Source organism: Propioniciclava sp. LT432 (genome assembly GCF_059515965.1).
The window spans coordinates 54516-73363 of sequence record NZ_JCAKNE010000020.1 but is presented as its reverse complement, the minus strand read 5'-3'; the positions used below and the strand labels follow the sequence as shown (position 1 = coordinate 73363).

At 69.7% G+C, this 18848-nt stretch carries 14 protein-coding genes and 2 pseudogenes; 11 read left to right on the top strand and 5 right to left on the bottom strand.

The features are described 5' to 3' along the window. Window positions 1–4: 4 nt before the first annotated feature. The 3 genes from cysK (at window position 5) to AC5YDV_RS12500 (ending at window position 2060) form a co-directional block, all read left to right on the top strand. Entirely contained in the window at window positions 5–940 is a 936-nt protein-coding gene (gene cysK / locus AC5YDV_RS12510; RefSeq protein ID WP_496183964.1) for a cysteine synthase A, read from the top strand. Between the two features lie 101 nt (window positions 941–1041). Beyond that, on the top strand, window positions 1042–1752 hold the full coding sequence (locus AC5YDV_RS12505; protein WP_496183965.1) for an AzlC family ABC transporter permease: 711 nt from the start codon (window positions 1042–1044) through the stop codon (window positions 1750–1752). After that, complete coding sequence (locus AC5YDV_RS12500) at window positions 1749–2060, top strand: AzlD domain-containing protein (RefSeq protein ID WP_496183966.1); 312 nt, start codon at window positions 1749–1751, stop codon at window positions 2058–2060. The genes AC5YDV_RS12505 and AC5YDV_RS12500 overlap by 4 nt, the downstream gene beginning before the upstream one ends. 167 nt (window positions 2061–2227) lie before the next feature. Here the strand turns inward: AC5YDV_RS12500 and AC5YDV_RS12495 are convergent, their stop codons facing one another. Next, window positions 2228–3691: an MFS transporter gene (locus AC5YDV_RS12495; protein ID WP_496183967.1), complete on the bottom strand. Its 1464-nt coding sequence runs from the start codon at window positions 3689–3691 to the stop codon at window positions 2228–2230. Between the two features lie 56 nt (window positions 3692–3747). Beyond that, the gene (locus AC5YDV_RS12490) at window positions 3748–7152 is read right to left on the bottom strand and encodes a PPi-type phosphoenolpyruvate carboxykinase family protein (RefSeq protein WP_496192498.1); all 3405 of its coding nucleotides are present in this window, start codon (window positions 7150–7152) and stop codon (window positions 3748–3750) included. A gap of 137 nt (window positions 7153–7289) precedes the next feature. Here AC5YDV_RS12490 and AC5YDV_RS12485 point away from each other — a divergent pair, with 137 nt between their 5' ends. The 3 genes from AC5YDV_RS12485 to AC5YDV_RS12475 all read left to right on the top strand — a co-directional run bounded on the left by AC5YDV_RS12485 (window position 7290) and on the right by AC5YDV_RS12475 (window position 9414). Then, the gene (locus tag AC5YDV_RS12485) at window positions 7290–7571 is read left to right on the top strand and encodes a cell division protein SepF (protein WP_496183969.1); all 282 of its coding nucleotides are present in this window, start codon (window positions 7290–7292) and stop codon (window positions 7569–7571) included. A gap of 125 nt (window positions 7572–7696) precedes the next feature. After that, complete coding sequence (locus tag AC5YDV_RS12480) at window positions 7697–8689, top strand: transglycosylase family protein (protein WP_496183970.1); 993 nt, start codon at window positions 7697–7699, stop codon at window positions 8687–8689. Window positions 8690–8868: 179 nt separating this feature from the next. Beyond that, window positions 8869–9414, top strand: coding sequence for a magnetosome magnetite crystal formation protein family (locus AC5YDV_RS12475; protein WP_496183971.1), 546 nt, complete (start codon window positions 8869–8871; stop codon window positions 9412–9414). A 99-nt stretch (window positions 9415–9513) separates the two neighbouring features. On the opposite strand, the gene AC5YDV_RS12470 is transcribed toward AC5YDV_RS12475, so the two are convergent. Together AC5YDV_RS12470 and AC5YDV_RS12465 are read right to left on the bottom strand one after the other, a co-directional pair. Beyond that, window positions 9514–10428, bottom strand: coding sequence for a DNA-3-methyladenine glycosylase family protein (locus tag AC5YDV_RS12470; protein WP_496183972.1), 915 nt, complete (start codon window positions 10426–10428; stop codon window positions 9514–9516). Further along, the gene (locus tag AC5YDV_RS12465) at window positions 10425–10787 is read right to left on the bottom strand and encodes a TfoX/Sxy family protein (protein ID WP_496183973.1); all 363 of its coding nucleotides are present in this window, start codon (window positions 10785–10787) and stop codon (window positions 10425–10427) included. The genes AC5YDV_RS12470 and AC5YDV_RS12465 overlap by 4 nt, the downstream gene beginning before the upstream one ends. 52 nt (window positions 10788–10839) lie before the next feature. Here AC5YDV_RS12465 and AC5YDV_RS12460 point away from each other — a divergent pair, with 52 nt between their 5' ends. Then, window positions 10840–12336 carry a glycosyltransferase family 2 protein gene (locus AC5YDV_RS12460; RefSeq protein ID WP_496183974.1) on the top strand — a complete coding sequence of 499 codons (1497 nt, stop codon included), beginning with the start codon at window positions 10840–10842 and terminating at the stop codon, window positions 12334–12336. Between the two features lie 237 nt (window positions 12337–12573). On the opposite strand, the gene AC5YDV_RS12455 is transcribed toward AC5YDV_RS12460, so the two are convergent. Further along, complete coding sequence (locus AC5YDV_RS12455; RefSeq protein WP_496183975.1) at window positions 12574–13413, bottom strand: hypothetical protein; 840 nt, start codon at window positions 13411–13413, stop codon at window positions 12574–12576. Window positions 13414–13645: 232 nt separating this feature from the next. Here AC5YDV_RS12455 and AC5YDV_RS12450 point away from each other — a divergent pair. The 4 genes and pseudogenes from AC5YDV_RS12450 to AC5YDV_RS12435 all read left to right on the top strand — a co-directional run bounded on the left by AC5YDV_RS12450 (window position 13646) and on the right by AC5YDV_RS12435 (window position 18822). Beyond that, window positions 13646–15654 (top strand): annotated as a pseudogene (locus AC5YDV_RS12450) (PTS mannitol transporter subunit IICBA). 4 nt (window positions 15655–15658) lie between these two features. Then, window positions 15659–16698, top strand: a pseudogene (locus tag AC5YDV_RS12445) (zinc-dependent dehydrogenase); the annotation flags it as partial. Window positions 16699–16926: 228 nt separating this feature from the next. Continuing rightward, window positions 16927–17691 (top strand): SDR family oxidoreductase, encoded by a 765-nt coding sequence (locus AC5YDV_RS12440; protein WP_496183976.1) that lies wholly within the window; start codon window positions 16927–16929, stop codon window positions 17689–17691. A gap of 48 nt (window positions 17692–17739) precedes the next feature. Then, window positions 17740–18822, top strand: coding sequence for a sugar ABC transporter substrate-binding protein (locus AC5YDV_RS12435; RefSeq protein ID WP_496183977.1), 1083 nt, complete (start codon window positions 17740–17742; stop codon window positions 18820–18822). Window positions 18823–18848 lie beyond the last annotated feature (26 nt).

Genomic DNA, 18848 nt, shown 5'->3' with positions numbered 1-18848 from the left:
TCCCATGACGCACTACTTCGCCGACGCGACAGCCCTCATCGGCCGCACCCCGCTCGTCCGCATCAACCGTCTCTTCGGGGACAGCTTGGCCGAGGTCTACGCCAAGCTCGAGTTCTACAACCCCGCCAACTCCGTCAAGGACCGCATCGGCGTGGCCATCGTGGACGCCGCCGAGGCGTCCGGTGAGCTGAAGCCCGGCGGCACCATCGTCGAGGGCACGTCCGGCAACACCGGCATCGCGCTCGCCTTCGTCGGCGCGGCCCGCGGCTACCGCGTCGTGCTCGCCATGCCCGAGACCATGTCCAAGGAGCGCCGCGCCCTGCTGCGCGCCTTCGGCGCCGAGCTCGTCCTCACCCCCGGCCCGGGCGGCATGAAGGCCGCGGTCGCCAAGGCTGAGGAGCTGGCCGCCGAGATCCCGGGGGCGATCCTGGCCCGCCAGTTCGAGAACCCCGCGAACGTGGACGTCCACCGCCGCACCACCGCCGAGGAGATCTGGGCCGACACCGACGGCCAGGTCGACATCGTCGTGGCGGGTGTGGGCACGGGCGGCACCATTTCCGGCGTCGGGCAGGTGCTCAAGGAGCGCAAGCCCGAGGTTCGGATCGCCGCAGTCGAGCCTGCCGAGTCGCCGATCCTGTCCGGCGGGCAGCCCGGTCCGCACAAGATCCAGGGCATCGGCGCGAACTTCATCCCGGCGATCCTGGACCGTTCGGTCATCGACGAGGTCCTCCCGCAGGACTCCGACACCGCCGTCACCTGGGCTCGCCGCGCCGCCCAGGAGGAGGGCCTGCTGGTGGGCATCTCGTCCGGTGCGGCCCTGGCCGCGGCCGGTGAACTCGCCGCCCGCGAGGAGAACGCCGGGAAGACCATCGTGGTCATCATCCCGAGCTTCGGCGAGCGCTACCTGTCGTCCATCCTGTACGCCGACCTGCTCGACTGAGGCTTTTCTTCCTCTCGGCGGAGCCGGCAGCCACCGGGCTGCCGGCTCTCGGCGTTCAGGACACCATGGGCCCGCGTCGAGTGGACGGTTAGCATCACCGGGTGCCCGCCTCCGCCGCCTCGCCGCGAAGCCGCTCGGTGCTGGGCGTCCCGTTGACGCCGGCCGTCCGGATGGGGTTGTCCATCGCCGTTGCGGTCGGGTTGTACGGCATCTCGTTCGGGGCGCTCGCGGTCGCCGCGGGACTGACCGTCTGGCAGGCCGTCGCCCTCAGCGCGCTCATGTTCACGGGCGGGTCGCAGTTCGCGTTCATCGGGGTGGTCGCCGGCGGCGGCTCCCTGGCTGCGGCGACGACGGCGGCTTCGCTGCTGGGCGTCCGGAACGCCGTCTACGGCGTCCAGATGAATGCGCTGTTCCGGCCGCGTTCGGCGATCAAGCCGGTCGCGGCGCACCTGACGATCGACGAGTCCACCGCGACGACGCTGGGGCAGTCCGACAAGGATGAACAGCGCCGCGGCTTCTGGACCGCCGGCATCGGGGTCTGGGTGCTCTGGAACACCTTCACGCTGCTGGGCGCCGTGGTCGGTCAACAGTTGGGCGATCCCCGGGCCTGGGGTCTGGACGGCGCCGCCGTGGCCGCGTTCCTCGGGCTGCTCTGGCCGCGCCTCCAGCACCGGGACGCCCACGCCATCGCCGTGGCGTCCGCCTTCGTGACGCTCGTCGCGGTGCCGCTCGTGCCCGCGGGCCTGCCGATCATCCTGGCCGCGGTCGTCTCGGGGGCCCTCGCCGTCGCCCAGCACCGGAGGCAGTCATGACAGACCTGTGGGTCTGGATTCTGGTGGCGTGCGCCATCGCCTACGCGACGAAGCTGTCGGGCTACCTCGTCCCGCAGTCGTTCCTGGACCGACCGTGGGTCACGACGGTGAGCGCGGGCATGACCGTCGGGTTGCTGACGTCCCTGGTCATGACGAACACGTTCGTCTCGGGCCAGGCCGTGGTGCTGGACGCCCGCGTCGCGGCCCTCGTCGCGGCCGCCGTCGCGCTCTGGTTGCGCGCGCCCTACCTCGTGGTGGTCATCGTGGGGGCGGTCGCCGCCGCGCTGGCGCGTCTGGCTGGTTGGTGAGTCGGACGCCGTGGGCCCGGGCGAGCCCTCGGCGGCCTGAACCGGAGCCCTCGGCGGGCTGAACCGGAGCCCTCGGCGGCCTGAACCCGAGCCCTCGGCGGTCTGAACCGGAGTCCTCGGCGGTCTGAACCGGAGCCCTCGGCGGGCTGAACCGGAGCCCTCGGCGGTTAGACCCCCAGGGGCTCCCGGTGCTGGCGCTCGTCGAACGTGGCGATCAGGGCGGCGAGGATGATGAAGCCCAGGATGGCCAGGTAGGCGCCCATGAAGGCGGGCGTCCATCCGGTGGGCACGAGGGCGAAGAACACGCCCACGATCATGGCGTTGCCGAGCGCGGCGCCGATGCGCTCGACGGTCTGCTTGATCCCGCCGGCGGTGCCGCCGTGCTGCAGGGGGACGTCCTGCAGCGAGAGGGTCTGGTTCGCCGAGCCGATGGCGCCCATCGCGAAGCCGTTCAGCGACAGGGTGGCGCCGAGCAACCACCACGGCACGCCGAACGGGATCAGCAGCGCCACCCCGATGCTCAGCACGACGCCCAGGGCCATGAGCAGGAGCATCCAGAAGATGAGGCGGCGGCCGTGGCTCAGCACGTACTTCACCGACCACCATGACGCCCAGGCGCTCAGGATCGCGTTGGGCAGCCCGACCAGGCCGACGGCGAGGGCCGGGACGCGCAGGCCCGACTGCAGGAACAGCGCCAGCACCGCGAACGTGGACGCGATGCCGAGGAACATCACGCCCGACACGAGCATGCCGTTGCGGAACGACCGGAATGAGAACAGCGTCATGTCGACCATCGGCGCCCGGCCGCGAGCGGCGTACAGCCGCTCCCACCGGACCCACAGCCACAGGAAGAACGGCGACAGCGGCAGCAGCCACCAGGCCCAGGCGGCGTGCGCCATGAAGGGGTACATCAGGGCGAGGATGGCCACCGTGAGCACCAGGGTGCCGACGGGGTCCAGGTCGGGGAGTTCGTACCACCGGCGTCCGCCGCCGGCGCGGCGCTCACGCGCCTCGCGGCGTTCGGTCTCGAAGGGGAACCACGCCAGCGCGAGGACGAGGGCCACCAGGCCGACGGGGGTGTAGATGAAGAAGGCCCAGCGCCAGCCGTCCTGCGGGCCCAGAGCCTGGATGATGGCGCCGGTGAGGACGGGACCCACGGCGACGGACGCGGAGATGACGAGCCCGAACAGCGCGAACGCCTTGGCCCGACCGTGGCCGGTGAAGTACTGCTGGATCATCCCCGTGACCTGCGGGGAGAAGATCCCGGCCCCGATCCCCTGGGCGATGCGCGCCACGTTGAGGAAGAACGGGGTGGGTGAGAGCCCGCAGACCAGGGACGCCACGACGAAGATCACCAGGCCCACCACGAACCAGGTCCCGCGCCCGAGGACGTCGCCCGCGCGTCCGGCGGGGATGAGGGTGACCCCCAGCGCCAGCGCGTAGCCCGACAGGATCCACTGAACATCGCCCGGGGTCGCCCCGAGCCCCACCTCGATCGTGGGCAGCGCCACGTTGACCGCCGACATCGCCATGAGCGACATGGAGAGGGGGAGCAGAAGCACGAACAGGACCTTCAAGCGATGGAAGGTCCTGTCCGATCCGTCGATGCGGATGATGTTCGGGTCGGTCACCGGCCCGTTGTACCACCCGCGGACGAACAAAGCCCATCCGCGGGTGGCAACCGCGGTCAGTTGCCGAGGGGCTGGCGTCCGATCGTGCCGACGAGCGATTCGCGGTAGTCGGCCGAGCCGAACCGGAGGACGGCCTCCTCGGCGGCGGCGAGCCGCTCGTCGATGCCGAGCCGCTTCGCCGCCTCGGCGTTGAAGGGCTCGGACAGGAAGTCCGTCAGCCCGAACGTCGCGCGGTGGGCGTGGCGCAGTTCCTCGGCGCGCTTGGCGTCCAGGCGGGCGGCGTACCAGTCGGACGCGAGCACGGACCGGTGTTCGAACTGCGTCCGGAACTCCGGCGAGTGGAGTGTCCACCCCTCCGCCGTCCTGCCGTTGGCCATGATCTCCAGCAGGCCGCGCAGGGGCGGGACCGCGTCCTCGACCGTGCCGTCGTCGAAGTACGCCTGCGCCACGCGCTGGTGCGTGCGCACGATCACGCGCATGGACTCGGCGAACGTGTCGAGGTCCTGCAGCTCGGGCTTGAGCATCTCCTCGGTGAACACGACGTCGGGGTGCAGGAAGATGCGCCCGAAGTACGTGGTCGCGAACGCCTCGTTCATGCGGTAACCGAGGCGGGAGGCCTCCACGACCTCGCCGTCGTGCTCGAAGTCCGACAGCTTCTCCAGGTACCCACCCTCGATCAGGGCGGACGCCTGGCGCTCGTCGGGCCGCATGCGGCTGAAGAGCTCCGGCACGAGCATCGAGAAGTCGTGGTCGATCCGGACCTTGGGGCCGATCGTGCCGGCCGAGCTGAGCCAGCCGTCGTAGCCGGTGAGCACGAAGGACAGCAGGGCGGCGTTCAGGTCGTAGATGGCCGGCAGGGAGTTGAACGGACCCTTGGTCATCGCGCCCTCGGACCCGGCGCCCGTCGTCGACGGGGACTTGCCGGTCATGGACGAGATGAACTCCATGAACAGTTCGGGCAGCTCCATGTAGTGCAGCGGGTTGTAGGTGCACAACGGCGGGACGCCCGGCTCGGCGGCGTTGTTGCGGCGTCCGGCGGCGACGATGTCGACCTCGGCGGGGCACGGGTCGTCCAAGGGAACCTGGTCGAACAGGTGCAGCGCCACCTCGGCGGACGCCGTGGCCTCCGGGTTGGACAGGTCCGGGCGGATCTGCAGGTAGCGGGGGTTCTTGGACCGCTTGCCGTTGACGATCCGCGGCTCGGACGAGCTCACGAAGTAGTCGGGGCCCTCGTCGTCATCCATCGCGGCGACGTGCTCCACCAGGCCCGCCATGGGGTCGGTGTAGCGGGAGAACGCCTCGACGTCCTCCACCATGCGGCGAGCATCCTCGCGCGTGAGCGGCTCGAAGTTCGAGATGAACGTCCCGGGCTGGCTCATGTCCAGCTCGGTCTGCTTGTCGTAGCCGCGGTGCACGGCGTCATCGGGACGCTGGAACAGCAGCTGCTCGCAGTTGGTGACCACCTTGCGCGACAGCCCCCGGGTGGACGCCGACCCGGCGGAGCCCGCCTCCGGCGTGAAGCCGGGCGGCACGACGGTGGAGGCGGTGATGTCGTCCTCGGACTGGACCTTCACGGCCGCGGAGAAGTCCGGGCGCAGGGAGAACAGCCGCCAGGACCCGTCCGCCTCGAAGCCGACACGCAGGTAGTTCGCGATGACGCGCTCGCCATCGAGGCGCAGGGAGTTGCCCTCGCGTCCGTTGACGGTCTGCACCGTGAAGTGGCTGCGCCAATCGTCGCCCCACTCGGGCGTGTAGTACCGCTTGACCGTGAAGAGCAGTTCCTTGATGTGGTCGGGGATCGTCGCCAGGTACGCGTTGTGCTCGGCGCTGAACCGGCTGGACGGGGTCATCAGCTTGATGACCGAACCCAGGGAACGCTCCTCGGACAGGATCCCGCGGTGGTCCTGGCCGTTGCGCGCGGGGTCGGCGAACCGCCACTGGTAGTCCCCGTCGATGAGCCGCTGGACGTGGTCCATGTCGGACTCGAAGTCGACGACGTGCAGCGAGCCGAACACGAAGGCGTCCAGGATCGACTTGCTGATCTCGGACTTGCCGCCGCCCGACACCGTCGCCGGCTTGTGGCAGTGGGTCGGCTCGGGCGAGGTGCCCACCAGGTGCCACTGCGTCTTGTCGGTCTCGCGGTGCTTGGCGTGGACGCGGTAGCCGTTCGGCAGGAGGTACGTGTGGTTGGCCAGGAGCTTGATGCTCCCCGTGCCGTCCGGACCGTCCCAGCTGACCGTCTGGTTGCGCATCGAGAAGCTCGAACCGGCCGGGACGAGGGTGAGGTGGTCCCACTCGGCGTGGTCGGCATGCCCCTCGGGGTGGCGCAGCCACAGCTCGGGGTCGCGCTCGACTGCGTCCGTGACGGTGTAGGACGCCGGCGTCCGCGTGTCGGTCCATTCGCGGCCGAGGTTGTAGGCCGGGAACACGACGGCGCCGCCCGCGTGCTCCTCCTCGGCGTTGCCCAGCAGGTTGGCCGAGTAGGAGATCTGGGTCTTGACCTCCTTCTTGCAGTAGCCGAAGTAGTTGTCGGCGATGACGGTGGCGATGACGCCGCGAGCGTCGCGCAGGCACAGCTTGAACGCCTGGCCGCCGTTGTACCGCTCGTCCTCGGACTCCCAGCACTGCTTGTCACGCTTCTGCCGGTCGGTCGCCTCGGAGACGTGGGGCAGCCCCAGTTCCTTCTTGGTGAGGTGGGTGAGGTGCGGGGCGAGGACGACGAGGCCAGTGTGGCCCGTCCAGGTCGCGGGGTCGAGGGAGGCGTCGTTCTCGGGCAGGTAGGGATCGCCCCCGTTGCCGAAGATCGACTCGACGAAGTCGAGGTTGGCGACCATCCCGCCGGGCACGATGAACCGCACCTCGAGGCTCCGCTCCGGGGTGACGCCGGCGACCGCCGGGACCACGACCGGACGCAGCAGCAGCGACACGAAGCACTCCGCCGGGTGCTCCGAGGTCGAGGACCAGGGCAGGCGGAGCGCCTCCTCGGGGGCCTCGAACGCGGCGGCGAAGATCCGCGCGGCGACGTCGCGGTCGACCGCGATCTTGTCGTCGGGGATCGGCAGGCCGCCCTCGGCGATGTGGAAGACGCCGGCGGTCGTCCGGCGGTCGTTGGCCGGGTTGTGCAGGACGCCGTTCACCAGGCGGTAGCTGGAGAGCAGGTCGGAGGAGAACGCGTCGGCGTCCACCGGCAGCGACAGGTCGCGCGCCAGTCCGGGCTGGTCCAGGACGAGCGTCCGGCGCGGCAGTCGGACGGCCGCTGCGGCACCGTCCAGGTAGTCGTCCAGGAAGTCCTGGATGCGCTGGTCGGTCGGGCTGAGCCGGTCGGACAGCCTGCGCGACAACTCGCGCTGGCGGGCCAACAGGGGCGCGATCGTGGTGTCGGAGGCGAACTCCTCGGCGTCGACCATGGGTTGGCCGATGAGCGCGAGGCGGAGGTTGATGGCAACGGCGGAAGCGTCCATGGCACAAGCCTCTCCTGAATCGGCGGTGACGTCACGAGCTTTCACTCTCTTGGCCGCCGGTTGCCCCCGGTGTCGGGTGTCGCGCCGGGACGTTCGGCGTGCGTCTGGGAGACTGGCCTGGTCAGAGAGGAGCGCCCGTGCGCCAAGCCCGCAGCATCGTCGTCTTCCACCCGACCTCGTACCGCGAGTCCCGGGTGATCGGCGAGCACCTGCGTGACGGCGACATCGTGGTGCTCGACCTCACGCTCATGGACGCCGAGGAGATGCACCGCCTGGTCGACTTCGTCTCCGGCATGGTGTTCGGGCTGCAGGGCAACATCGACAAGGTGACCGCCTACGTCCTCGTCCTGGCCCCGCCCGGGGTCACCGCGCTGGACGACGCCGCGCACCTGACGGGCTCCTTCTACAACCAGAGCTGAGTCCCTCTCCCCACCTTCGACCTCTCCCTGAGAGTTGCTTGAACTTCCCTTGACGTTCCTTCAGGTGCGCTCGCATGCTCGACCTCGTCCACCCCGACGTAGTCGTGCCAGAAGGAGTGTGGAACATGCCCCGCAAGCGCCTCATGGTCAGTCTGGCTGCCACGGCCGTGGTGTCCTGGGCGGGCCTCGTCGGGGGCAGTCTCATGATGGCCCCGGCCGGCGCCGAGGATCTCTCGGTGTGGGACAAGGTGGCCGAGTGTGAGTCCAGCGGCAACTGGGGCATCAACACGGGGAGCGGCTACTACGGCGGGTTGCAGTTCTCCCTCGGCACCTGGGCCGCCTTCGGCGGCAACGAGTACGCCTCCTACCCCCACCACGCCACCAAGGCCCAGCAGATCGCCATCGCGCGGCGGACGCTCTACGTCCAGGGCCCCGGCGCATGGCCGAGCTGCTCCGTGCAGGCGGGCCTCACCCTGGAGAGCGGCGGCGCCGACCGCAACGCCCAGCCGATCGGGGAGGACGGGGGCTCCACGCCCGCTCCTGCGCCGAGCACCACCCTCACGGTGAACGGCGACCTGGACCGTCCGACCATCATCGCCATGCAGAACTGGGTCGGCGCCAACCCGGACGGCATCTGGGGCCCGGCGACCACGCGCGCACTGCAGACCAAGGTCGGCGCCGCCGTGACCGGCGTCCGCGACCGCCAGACCACCGTCCGCGTGCAGACCGTCGTGGGGGCGAACCCGGACGGCATCTGGGGCCCCGCGACCACGCGTGCCCTCCAGACCTTCCTGCTCAACGGTGCCCCCGGCAGCGCTCCCGCCCCGGCCCCCACTCCCGCGCCGGAGCCCGCTCCCAGTGGCGACCTGCCGGTCACCGGCACCCTCGACCGCGCGACGATCATCGCGATGCAGCGGTGGGTCGGGACGAACCCGGACGGGATCTGGGGCTCGGCCACCACGCGCGCCCTGCAGGCCAAGGTGGGCGTCCGCGTCGACGGCGTCCGCGGTCCGGAGACCACCCGCGGGGTCCAGCGCGTCGTCGGCTCGACGGTCGATGGAATCTGGGGCCCCGCGACCACGCGCGCGTTGCAGACCCACCTGAACGCGCTGGCCTGACCCCGTGCTGCATTTTGTGTGGGCAGAGCTGGTCATCATCCCGGTACTTTGCCCACACACAATGCAACACACCCCCCGGGTACGGGTCGGCCTCCCGCGGGCGGGGGCTACCCGGATCGCGCCCTGACCCTGCCCTTGGGAGCCTTACGCAGCGCGTGGGATGGGGTGATCATGGACGCATGACCGATCCGCAGGCACAGAACTCGACGCCGGACCCCCAGGGCGGAAAGCCCTGGGCCAACCCCATGGACGCGCCCCCGCCCTTCCCCCAGGCGGGCCAGCCGTACTCCTCGCACTACCAGTCCACCTACACCTCCAACCCCTACCAGGGACAGCCGCTGAGCCGCACCTACACCGGCGGGCGCAACCCGGACGGGGACGAGCGTCTCTGGGCGATGATCGCCCACCTCTCCGCGCCGATCGCGACCATCGTGTCGGCCGGCTGGCTGAACATCGTGGGCCCCCTCGTGGTCTACCTCGTCAAGAAGGACAGCTCGCCGTTCGTCCGGAACGCCTCGGCGGGTGCCTTCAACTTCGTGCTCACGACGTGGCTGATCTCCGTCATCGGCTGGTTCCTGACCTTCACGCTCGTCGGCGCCATCATCGGCGTCCCGATGATCATCATCGGCTCGCTGGGCTCGATCGTCCTGGGCATCGTGGGCGCGATCAAGTCGTGGAACGGGGAGTCCTACACCTACCCGTGGCAGATCAAGGCCCTCAGCTGACACCGGAGGTCGGCACCTGCTGACGGCGTCCGGCACCCCGGCGAACAAGGTCCCCCTGGCGGTCGGTGAGCGCAAGCTCCCGGCCGCCAGGGCCTGTCCTCAGCCCGGCAGGTGGGTGCGGGGCGCCATGCGTGGTCCGTGCTGCGGGTGCCGCACGCCCGCCAGCTCCAGCAGCCGCTGGACCCGGTAGCGGTGGCCGGCGTACGGCTCGAGCAACGCGGCGGCGGCGTCGTCGTCGGTCTGCTCGCCGATGAGAGCCCACCCGATCGAACGGGCGACGTGGTAGTCGCCGAAGCTCACCGCGTCCGCGTCGCCGTGGGCGCGCTGGCGGATCTCCGCGCTCGTCCAGGTGCCCAGGCCCGGCACCGAGCGGAGCCGGGCGTCGGCGTCCGGTGTGGCCAGCGTGCGCTCCAGGCCGGACGCCACCCGCGCGGCCCTCAGCAGGGTGGTGGACCGGGCCGAGTCCACGGGGAGCCGCAGCCACTCCCACGACGGGATGCGCCGTACCTCCGCGGCGGTGGGCTGGAGCCTCAGGCCCAGGTCGCCACCCGGGCCGGGCGCCGGCGTCCCGTAGCGGCGGGCGAGCCGGCGCTGGGCGGTGAACGCCTCCTGCCCGGTGACCTTCTGTTCGATCACGGCCGGCAGCAGGGCCTGCCACACGCTGCTGCCCCGGCCCACCCGCCAGTGGCGGTGGACGTGCCAGGCCCGGGCCAGCACCTCGTGGCGCGGTTCGAAGCCCGCGGGGTCGTCATCGGCCCCGAGCAGGGCGGGCAGCTGGTCCAGCGCCCACGCCGCACCCTCACCCCAGGCGGCGGCCTCGACGGTTCCGGCGGCTGGTCGGGCCAGCACGCGCAGGGTTGCCGGGCCCTGGGGTGTGTGGAGGGCGCGCCAGTGGCGTCCCGCCTCGTCGATGCAGTAGGTCGGGTCGCCCGCTCCGCGGCGCCAGGTCGACCAGATGGACGCCACCGGGCACGGCCAGTCCGGCGTCCAGGTGCGCGTGGCTCCGGTCGTCACGCCTTCTTGGCCTTGGGTGCCTTGGGTTCCTTGGGCGGCAGGGTCGCCATGTGGGTGCGCGCCCGCTCGAACCAGGCCGCGGCGTCGGCGTCCGGCATGGTGGCGGGCAGCGAGACCCACCCGTTCATGGGGCGTTCGGCGGGGCCGAAGGGCCCCGTGCCGGGCTGGGCTTCCAGCGCGGCCCGGTCGGCGGCATCCAGCTTCACGCCCAAGCGGTCGCCGAAGAGACCCGCGTACATGTGGCCGTTCACGAATGCGCCGAGGCTGCCGAACATGGGCTTGACGGCGACGCCCGGGGTGGCGGGCACGAGGGTGCGGAAGTGGTCCTTGGCCTCGTCTGAGTGCTTCGGCATCTGCATGGGCCCATTGTCACACCCCGAGAGATTGGTTGCCCCCTGCGAGGATGGCTCCATGGGTCGAGGTGACTGGCAGGAGTCGTGGAAGTGCCGTGTCTCGCGCGTGGCGCACGGGTCGGGGCGGCGTCCAGTGCTGCAGAAGGTGTACGGCCGGCTGGTCGGGGCCGAGACGGCGGTGGCGTCCGCCTGGGTCGGACGCCACGGTCTCGGCCCGGTCGACCCCGGGAACCTCACCCTCGTCGTGAAGACCTTCGAGCGCCCGGACGTCCTGCGGCGGATGCTGGCGAGCGTCCGGCGGGTGTTCTCCGGGCCGATCGTCGTCGCGGACGACAGCGCGGTGACGTTCGTGTCGGACGACCCGGGCATCCGCGTCCTGAGGCTGCCCTTCGACACCGGGATCGGCGCCGGCCGCAACGCGCTGCTGGCTGCGGTCGAGACTCCTTACGTCTTCATGACCGACGACGACATGGTCCTCCTGCCCGACTTCGACGTGCAGGGTCCGGTCGACCACCTGGAGCGCCACCCCGAGGTGGACGTGGTGGGCGGACGCGTCATCCACCTGCCGCTGTGGAGGACGGCGGACTACTCCACGGCGGCGCTCTACGCGTACCGGGGCGACCCGCGCGCCCGCGAGGGGACGATCATCGACGGGCTGCCCGTGGCGTACAAGGTGCCCAACTTCTACGTCGCCCGGACGGACGCCGTGCGGTCCCTCGGGTACGACGACCGTCTCAAGCGGGTCGACCACAACGACTTCTTCACCTCCGCGTACGGACGCCTCGTGTGCGTCGTCGATCCGCGAATGGTGTGCCTGCACGCGCACTCGTACTTCGACGGGCACTACCAAGCGTTCCGGATGGACACCGCCGCAGACCTCGCCGTGATCGCCGAGAAGTGGGGGAGTGGGCGGGTACCCGGGCTGGCCACGGCGTCCGGCGGGGTGGCGGACGAGCACCGCGTGGCCTTCCACCACGCCGCCGTGGAGGTGGTGGCCCGGGACCTCGGCGTCCGGGTCGTGCATGGGCGGGCGGGCGGGGAGGCGGGGGTGGCGGTGGCGGGGGATCCTGAACCGCTGGTGTCGGTGCTGCGGACGATGGGGTGGTCGGGGACACGCGGACGCCTCACCCATGCCCTGTGGGGTCCGCTCGACGTGACGATGGCTTCGGCGGACGCGCTCCGAGACGCAGTGCCGTCGAGCTTCGCCCTGGTCGACGGACTGGCCCGGGTCGACGCCGGGTGGCCCGCGGCCACGGGTCGCGCCGCTGGGGGCGAGCCGGGCGTGGGCGTCCGGTGGTCGCCCCGGGTCGGCATCATCGAGGCGCCGGACGCCGTGCTCGCGGCCCCGCTGCCGGTGGGCCCGGTGCTGACGATGACCGCGCCCGGGGACGCCCTGTTCACCGCGCTGGGCACGGAGCCGCGCGACGCCGACGCCCTGATCGCGGAGCTGTTGGCCGAGGCGGACGCGCCACCGGAGGCGGGTGGTCAGCTCCGGGAGTTCCTGGAGGTCCTGATCCGGCAGGGAGTGGTTGAGCGCTCCGGGCCGGCGGCCTGACCCGCTCCTCAACGCTTGATCACGCCACCGCGCCGAGGAGCACGGTGTCTCGCCACGTAGCGCCAGCTGGACCACATTCGGTCGGATCGCTGCACCTGCAGCTCGCATCAGCCCTTGTCAGGGCGCTGAGATGATGCGAGCCTCCCATGTCATGTGGTCCAAAGGGCGCTACGTCCGAGTGGGGCCCCAGACCCAGCGCCTCACCTCTCGGCTGTGCTCGGTGTACGTACGGCGAGGTCACCCGCCCAGGGTCGCACTGGGCGACGGGGTCGGGGCTGACGTCATCGTGGGCCTCGCGGAGGCGCTGGGAGTGGCGCTCGTGGTTCCCGCGCCGCTGGAGGGGCTGGCGGAGGCGCCTGTCGCGTCTGCCTCGGCCCGGTCGAGGACCTCGTCGATCAGGTCCTCGAGCTCCTGCTGGTCCTCGTCGCCCAGGGCGGCGCCGCCCTTGGTGGCGACCACCAGCAGCCGGCCCTCGGCGGCCGAGACCTGCATGAGCTGCTGGTCGGGGCCGTCCACCCGCTTGCTCAGCGTCCCGAAGGTGACCTCGGCGTCCGTGTCGGCCTCGAGTTCCTCGCTGCTGACCTCGTACCGGCTGCCCAGGGCGTCCACGGAGAACGTGGCGCACTGGTCCATGCTGCCGCTGACCTCCTCCAGCACCTCGACGGCGCTCGGCCCCTCGCTGCCGGACTGGGCCGAGAGTGTTCGCGGCTGCTGGCTCTCCGAGAGTGCGACGGCGAGGTCACCGTCCTCGACCGTGTCCAGCAGCCCGGCGGTCGCGATGTCCTTGCAGGCGTCCGGTTCGACGGTCGCGGTGCTGAGGATCACGCCCGCCACATCGCTCCCCTGGGCGACCTGGTCCTTGGAGTACAGCCGCAGCTCGTTGCCGTCCCCGTCCTCCAGGCCGGAGATCAGCCGGCGCAGTTCGTCCTCGCTCCAGGAGCGGGCTTCGACCGAGGCCGAGGCGGACGAGGTGCCGGAGCCCGTTCCACCCGGGAGGGTCGGACCACCCCCGCCCGTGCACCCCGCCAGCGCGATGGTCGTGGCTGTCAACAATCCGGCTACTCCGCTGCGTCGCATGTTCTCGTCCTCCCGGGAACGGTGTCGATCACGTGTGGTGGACCCGTACCCGGCCGACCGCAGCGGAAACCCCAGAGACCGGAGCTCGTGCGCGGAACCCAACACAAACAAAGATGATTTATCCCGATACCCCTCGACTCCGTGTTTGGCTTGGTTGATTATGGTGCGCAGTGGACGTAGGGCGTCCGCTCCGGTCGCACCGCAGCGGCCGGTGTCACAACGGAGGAACCTCATGACGGCTGCTGTCGCAAGCGTCACCACCACGAAGGGGCCCGGCGCACGGGCCAGGGTCCAGAAGTTCGGAACCTTCCTGTCCAACATGGTCATGCCCAACATCGGCGCCTTCATCGCCTGGGGCCTCATCACGTCGCTGTTCATCGAGGTCGGCTGGCTGAACCTCGCGGCCGGCGGCACGTTGCCCGTCGACGGCTGGGTCGCCCAGCTGGGCGGCTGGGGCGACTTCGACGGCAAGGGCATCGTCGGCCCGATGATCACCTACCTGCTCCCGCTGCTCATCGGCTACACCGGCGGCCGCATGGTCTACAACGAGCGCGGCCCCCGCGGCGGCGTGGTCGGTGCCATCGCCACCATGGGCGTCATCGCGGGCACCTCGATCCCGATGTTCATGGGCGCCATGATCATGGGTCCGCTGGGCGGCTGGACGATGAAGAAGATCGACGCCATCTGGGACGGCAAGATCCGGCCCGGCTTCGAGATGCTCGTCGACAACTTCTCCGCCGGCATCTGGGGCATGGTCCTCGCCGTCGCCAGCTTCTTCGCACTCTCCCCGGTCGTCACCGCCGTGAGCACGGCGCTCGGCGCGGGCGTCCAGTTCCTGGTCAACAACGGTCTCCTGCCGCTGACGTCGCTGCTGATCGAACCGGCCAAGGTGCTGTTCCTGAACAACGCCATCAACCACGGCGTCCTGACGCCGCTCGGCCTCGCCGAGTCGCAGGCCACCGGCCAGTCGATCCTGTTCCTGCTCGAGGCCAACCCCGGTCCGGGCCTGGGCATCCTGCTCGCCTTCTCGGTGTTCGGCAAGGGCACGGCCAAGGCCTCCGCGCCGGGATCATCCACTTCCTCGGTGGCATCCACGAGATCTACTTCCCCTACGTGCTCATGAAGCCGATCATGATCGTCGCCGCGATCGCCGGTGGCGCCAGCGGCGTCCTGATGAACGTCATGTTCAACGGCGGCCTGCGCTCCCCGGCAGCACCCGGATCGATCATCGCCGTCTACGCGGCCATCACTCCCCGAGGTGCCCTCGGCGTCACCCTGTCGTGGATCGTCGCCGCAGCCGTCTCGTTCATCGTGGGCGCCCTGCTCCTTCGCGTGTCGAAGGAGACGGGTGGCGACGATCTGGGGAAGGCCACCGCCGAGATGGAGGCCCTGAAGGGCAAGAAGTCGTCCGTGTCCGGTGTGCTCGCCGGCGCCGGCGCGGCTGGCGTCTCCGGCCCGATCAGGAACATCGTCTTCGCCTGCGACGCGGGCATGGGCTCGTCGGCCATGGGGGCCTCGGTCCTGCGCAAGAAGATCCAGGACGCCGGTTTCCGTGACGTCAAGGTCACCAACCAAGCCATCGCCAACCTGACGGACACCTACGACATCGTCGTCACCCACCAGGACCTCGCCGCCCGTACCAGGCCTCTCGTCCCCTCCGCGGCACTGTTCACGGTCGACAACTTCATGGGCAGCCCCGCCTATGACGAGGTCGTGGACGTCGTCCGGTCCGCCAACTCCGGTGCCGCATCCGCCGGAGCCGCGGCGCCCGCCGCGTCGGCTCCCCGGCGTGTGAAGAAGGCGCTCGCCCGGGACGTGCTCCCCCGCGAGGGCGTCCGGCTCGGTCTGACCGCCTCCAGCAAGGAGGACACCATCCGCCAAGCCGGCGCGACCCTGGTCGCGATGGGCGCCGCGGAGGAGGCCTACGTCGAGGGCATGCTGACCCGTGAGGGTCAGGTGTCGACGTTCCTGGGCAACGGTGTGGTCATTCCCCACGGCACCAACGAGTCCCGGATCCATATCAAGAGGGCCGCCTTGGGATTCCTGCAGTTCCCCGACGGGGTCGACTGGAACGGCAAGACTGCTTACGTGGCGATCCCGATCGCGTCCAACAGCGATGAGCACATGGGCATCCTGTCCGCCTTGGCCACGGTGATGGCCGACCGGGACAAGGCCGAACGCCTGCGTACGACCACCAGTGTTGACGAGGTGCTGGAGTTGCTGGCACCGGAAGAGGAGTGACCCGATGAAGGCATTGCGTTTCTACGCCCCCGGCGACGTCCGGTTGGAAGAGGTTCCCGAGCCCACCTGCGGGCCCGAGGAGGTCAAGATCAAGGTCAAGAACTGTTCGACGTGCGGCACGGACGTCAAGATCCGCAACAACGGCCACGTGAACATCACCCGTGTGACCACCATGGGCCACGAGATCGCCGGTGAGGTCGTCGACGTGGGGGCGGACGCCCTCGGCGGGTTCGCCGTGGGTGACCGCGTCCAAGTCATCGCCGCCGTCCCCTGCGGCGAGTGTCACGAGTGCAAGAAGGGCTGGATGGCGGTTTGTGCCAACCAGACCTCCGTTGGCTATCAGTACGACGGCGGTTTCGCCGAGTACATGATCGTGCCGAAGGAAGTGCTCAAGGTCGACGGCCTGAACCGCATCCCCGACAACGTCGGCTTCGACGAGGCCTCGGCCGTCGAGCCCTTCGCCTGCGCGATCAACGCTCAGGAGCAGCTCGGCATCCAGGAGGGTGACTTCGTCGTCTTCGGTGCAGGCCCGATCGGCTGCATGCACATCCGCATCGCCCGCGGAGTGCACAAGGCGGGCACGATCGTTCTGGTCGACATCAACCCTGAGCGCCTCAAGATGTCGGCGGACGCCGTCCACCCCGACCACACCATCGACGCCTCGTCGGTGAACGTGGTCGACGAGGTCATGCGCATGACGGCCGGCCGTGGTGCCGACGTCATCATCACGGCCACCCCGGCCAACGTGAACCAGGAGCAGGCCATCGCGATGGCGGCTCGCAACGGACGGATCTCGTTCTTCGGTGGGCTGCCGAAGACCAACCCGATGATCGCGTGCGACTCGAACCTCGTCCACTACCGCAGTTGCACCTCCACGGCGCCAACGGGTCTGCGCCGGCGCACCACAAGGCGGCGCTGGAGTACATCTCCAGCGGTGCGATCCCCGTCAAGGACCTCATCACCCGCCACGTCCCGCTCGTGGACGCCCTGGCGGCGTTCGACATCGTGGCCAAGGGAGAGGCCATCAAGGTGACGTCGAGCCCTGACGGGTCGGCGCCCCGTCGTGGGGACACCAGGAAAGGAGCGGGGCGGCCGGATGGCCGCCCCGCTCTTCGTTTGCCCGCCGCTCGCTTCTTCGGCCACGGACGAATCGTCGTGGGGTCTTGACATCGCCAATCGGTTCTGTAATCTAGTTTTAGAAAACAAGGTGCTAGAACTTCGACGGCCAAGGACGGCTGGTTCTGGGCACAAGCTGACAGAGAGGTCTGACGCATGGAAACGAATCTCTTCGCGCTGACGGGCAAGGTGGCTGTTGTCACCGGCGGCCGACAGGGCATCGGCAAGGTGGTGGCGCACGCGCTGGCGGGTCAGGGTACGGACGTGGTCATCCTCGACCTCGCGGATGCGAGCGAGGTGGCTGCCGAAATCGCTGATCAGCACGGCGTCCGGACGCTGGCGCTGCCGTGCGACGTCACCGACCCCGCCGCCGTGGGCCGGGTGATCGAGGACGCCGCCGCCGCCATGGGCGGACTCGACCTGCTGTTCAACAACGCCGGCATCGTCGTGCACAAGGCTGCACTGGACTGCACCCCCGAAGACTTCACCAAGGTCATCGACGTCAACCTCAACGGGGTGTTCTTCGTGGCCCAGGCGTTCGCTCGCCACCTCGTGGCGGAGGGCAAGGGGGGCGCCATCGTGAACACCGCCTCCATGTCCGGCACGATCGTCAACATCCCGCAGGAGCAGGCCTCCTACAACGCCTCGAAGGCTGGGGTGGCACACCTGACCAAGTCGCTCGCCGTCGAGTGGGCGCCCCTGGGCATCCGCGTCAACGCGATCAGCCCCGGGTACATCGCGACCGAGATGACCGGCAACGTCCGCGAGGACTGGCGTCAGATCTGGACCGACATGATCCCTGTCAAGCGGATGGGTACCCCGGAAGAGCTCTCCGGTGCCGTCATCTACCTGCTGTCGGACGCCTCGACCTACACCACCGGCGCCGACCTGATCATCGACGGTGCCTTCACCGTCGTCTGATCCCCCTGCACCACCCTTCACACCACTCAGCAAGGATAAGGAAGTCCCATGCGCAAGAAGCTCGGATTCGCTGCGGCCATCGCCGCACTCACGCTGTCCCTGGCAGCATGCGGCGGCGGTGCCGCCACCACCCCCGGCGCGGCTGCCAGCGGCGGAGAAATCTGGTACTCCACGAAGAACTCGACCGAACTCGTGCACGTCGCCATGGCCGACGGCGTCACGAAGGCCGCCGAACTCGTGGGCAAGACCGGCAAGGTCGTCGTGGCCGAGGCTGATGCTGCCAAGCAGAACGACCAACTGAACAACCTCGTGCAGAACATTCACCCGGCCGCCATCGTCGTGAACCCGTACGACAGCGACAGTGTCTCCGACGTGATCGCCCGCGCCAACGACGCCGACATTCCCGTTGCCGTGATCGACAACAAGGCCAACAACGCCAAGGTGGACGTGGCCGTCCTGTTCGACAGCATCCGCTCCGGCGAGATGGCCGGCGAGAAGGCCGTGGAGCTGCTGACCGCCAAGTACGGCGAGCCGAAGGGCGTCGTCGTCAACCTCTACGGCGAAGTCGTCTCGCAGGTGTTCAAGGAGCGTGCCCAAGGGTTCGAGTCCGTCATCAAGAAGTACCCGAACATCGAACTCGTCTCCGTCCTCGGTGCGCCCCAGGCCGACAAGGCCACCAGCGCCCTGAACAACGTGATCGCGGACACGCGGGCGTCGGGCAAGTCCATCGACCTGGTGAACACGCCCACTGACACCGCGACCCTCGGAGTGGTCGAGTCCCTCAAGACCAACAGCCTGTGGGCCAAGGCGGGCGAGGCCAACCATGTCATGGTCATCTCGCATGACGGGCTCGGTGACATCCTCTCCCTCGTCAAGGACGGCTACGTCGACGCAGAGGTCGTCATCGACGTCTTCGGCGTGGGTGGCATTGCGACCGAGATCCTGAACGCCTACCCGTTGAAGGGGCAGGCCGTTCCGACCAGCGGTACCTTCACCCCGCAGGGCCAGTACCTCAACAAGGCTGTCACGTTCAGCACCGGTGACACCGGCGCGACCGTGATGCTCGACCCGATCGTTGTGGACGCCAGCGGTGCGGACAACCCGCTCATCTGGGGCAACGCCAGCAAGTGATCTGCTCGGTGGGTGCCGCCGCCCAG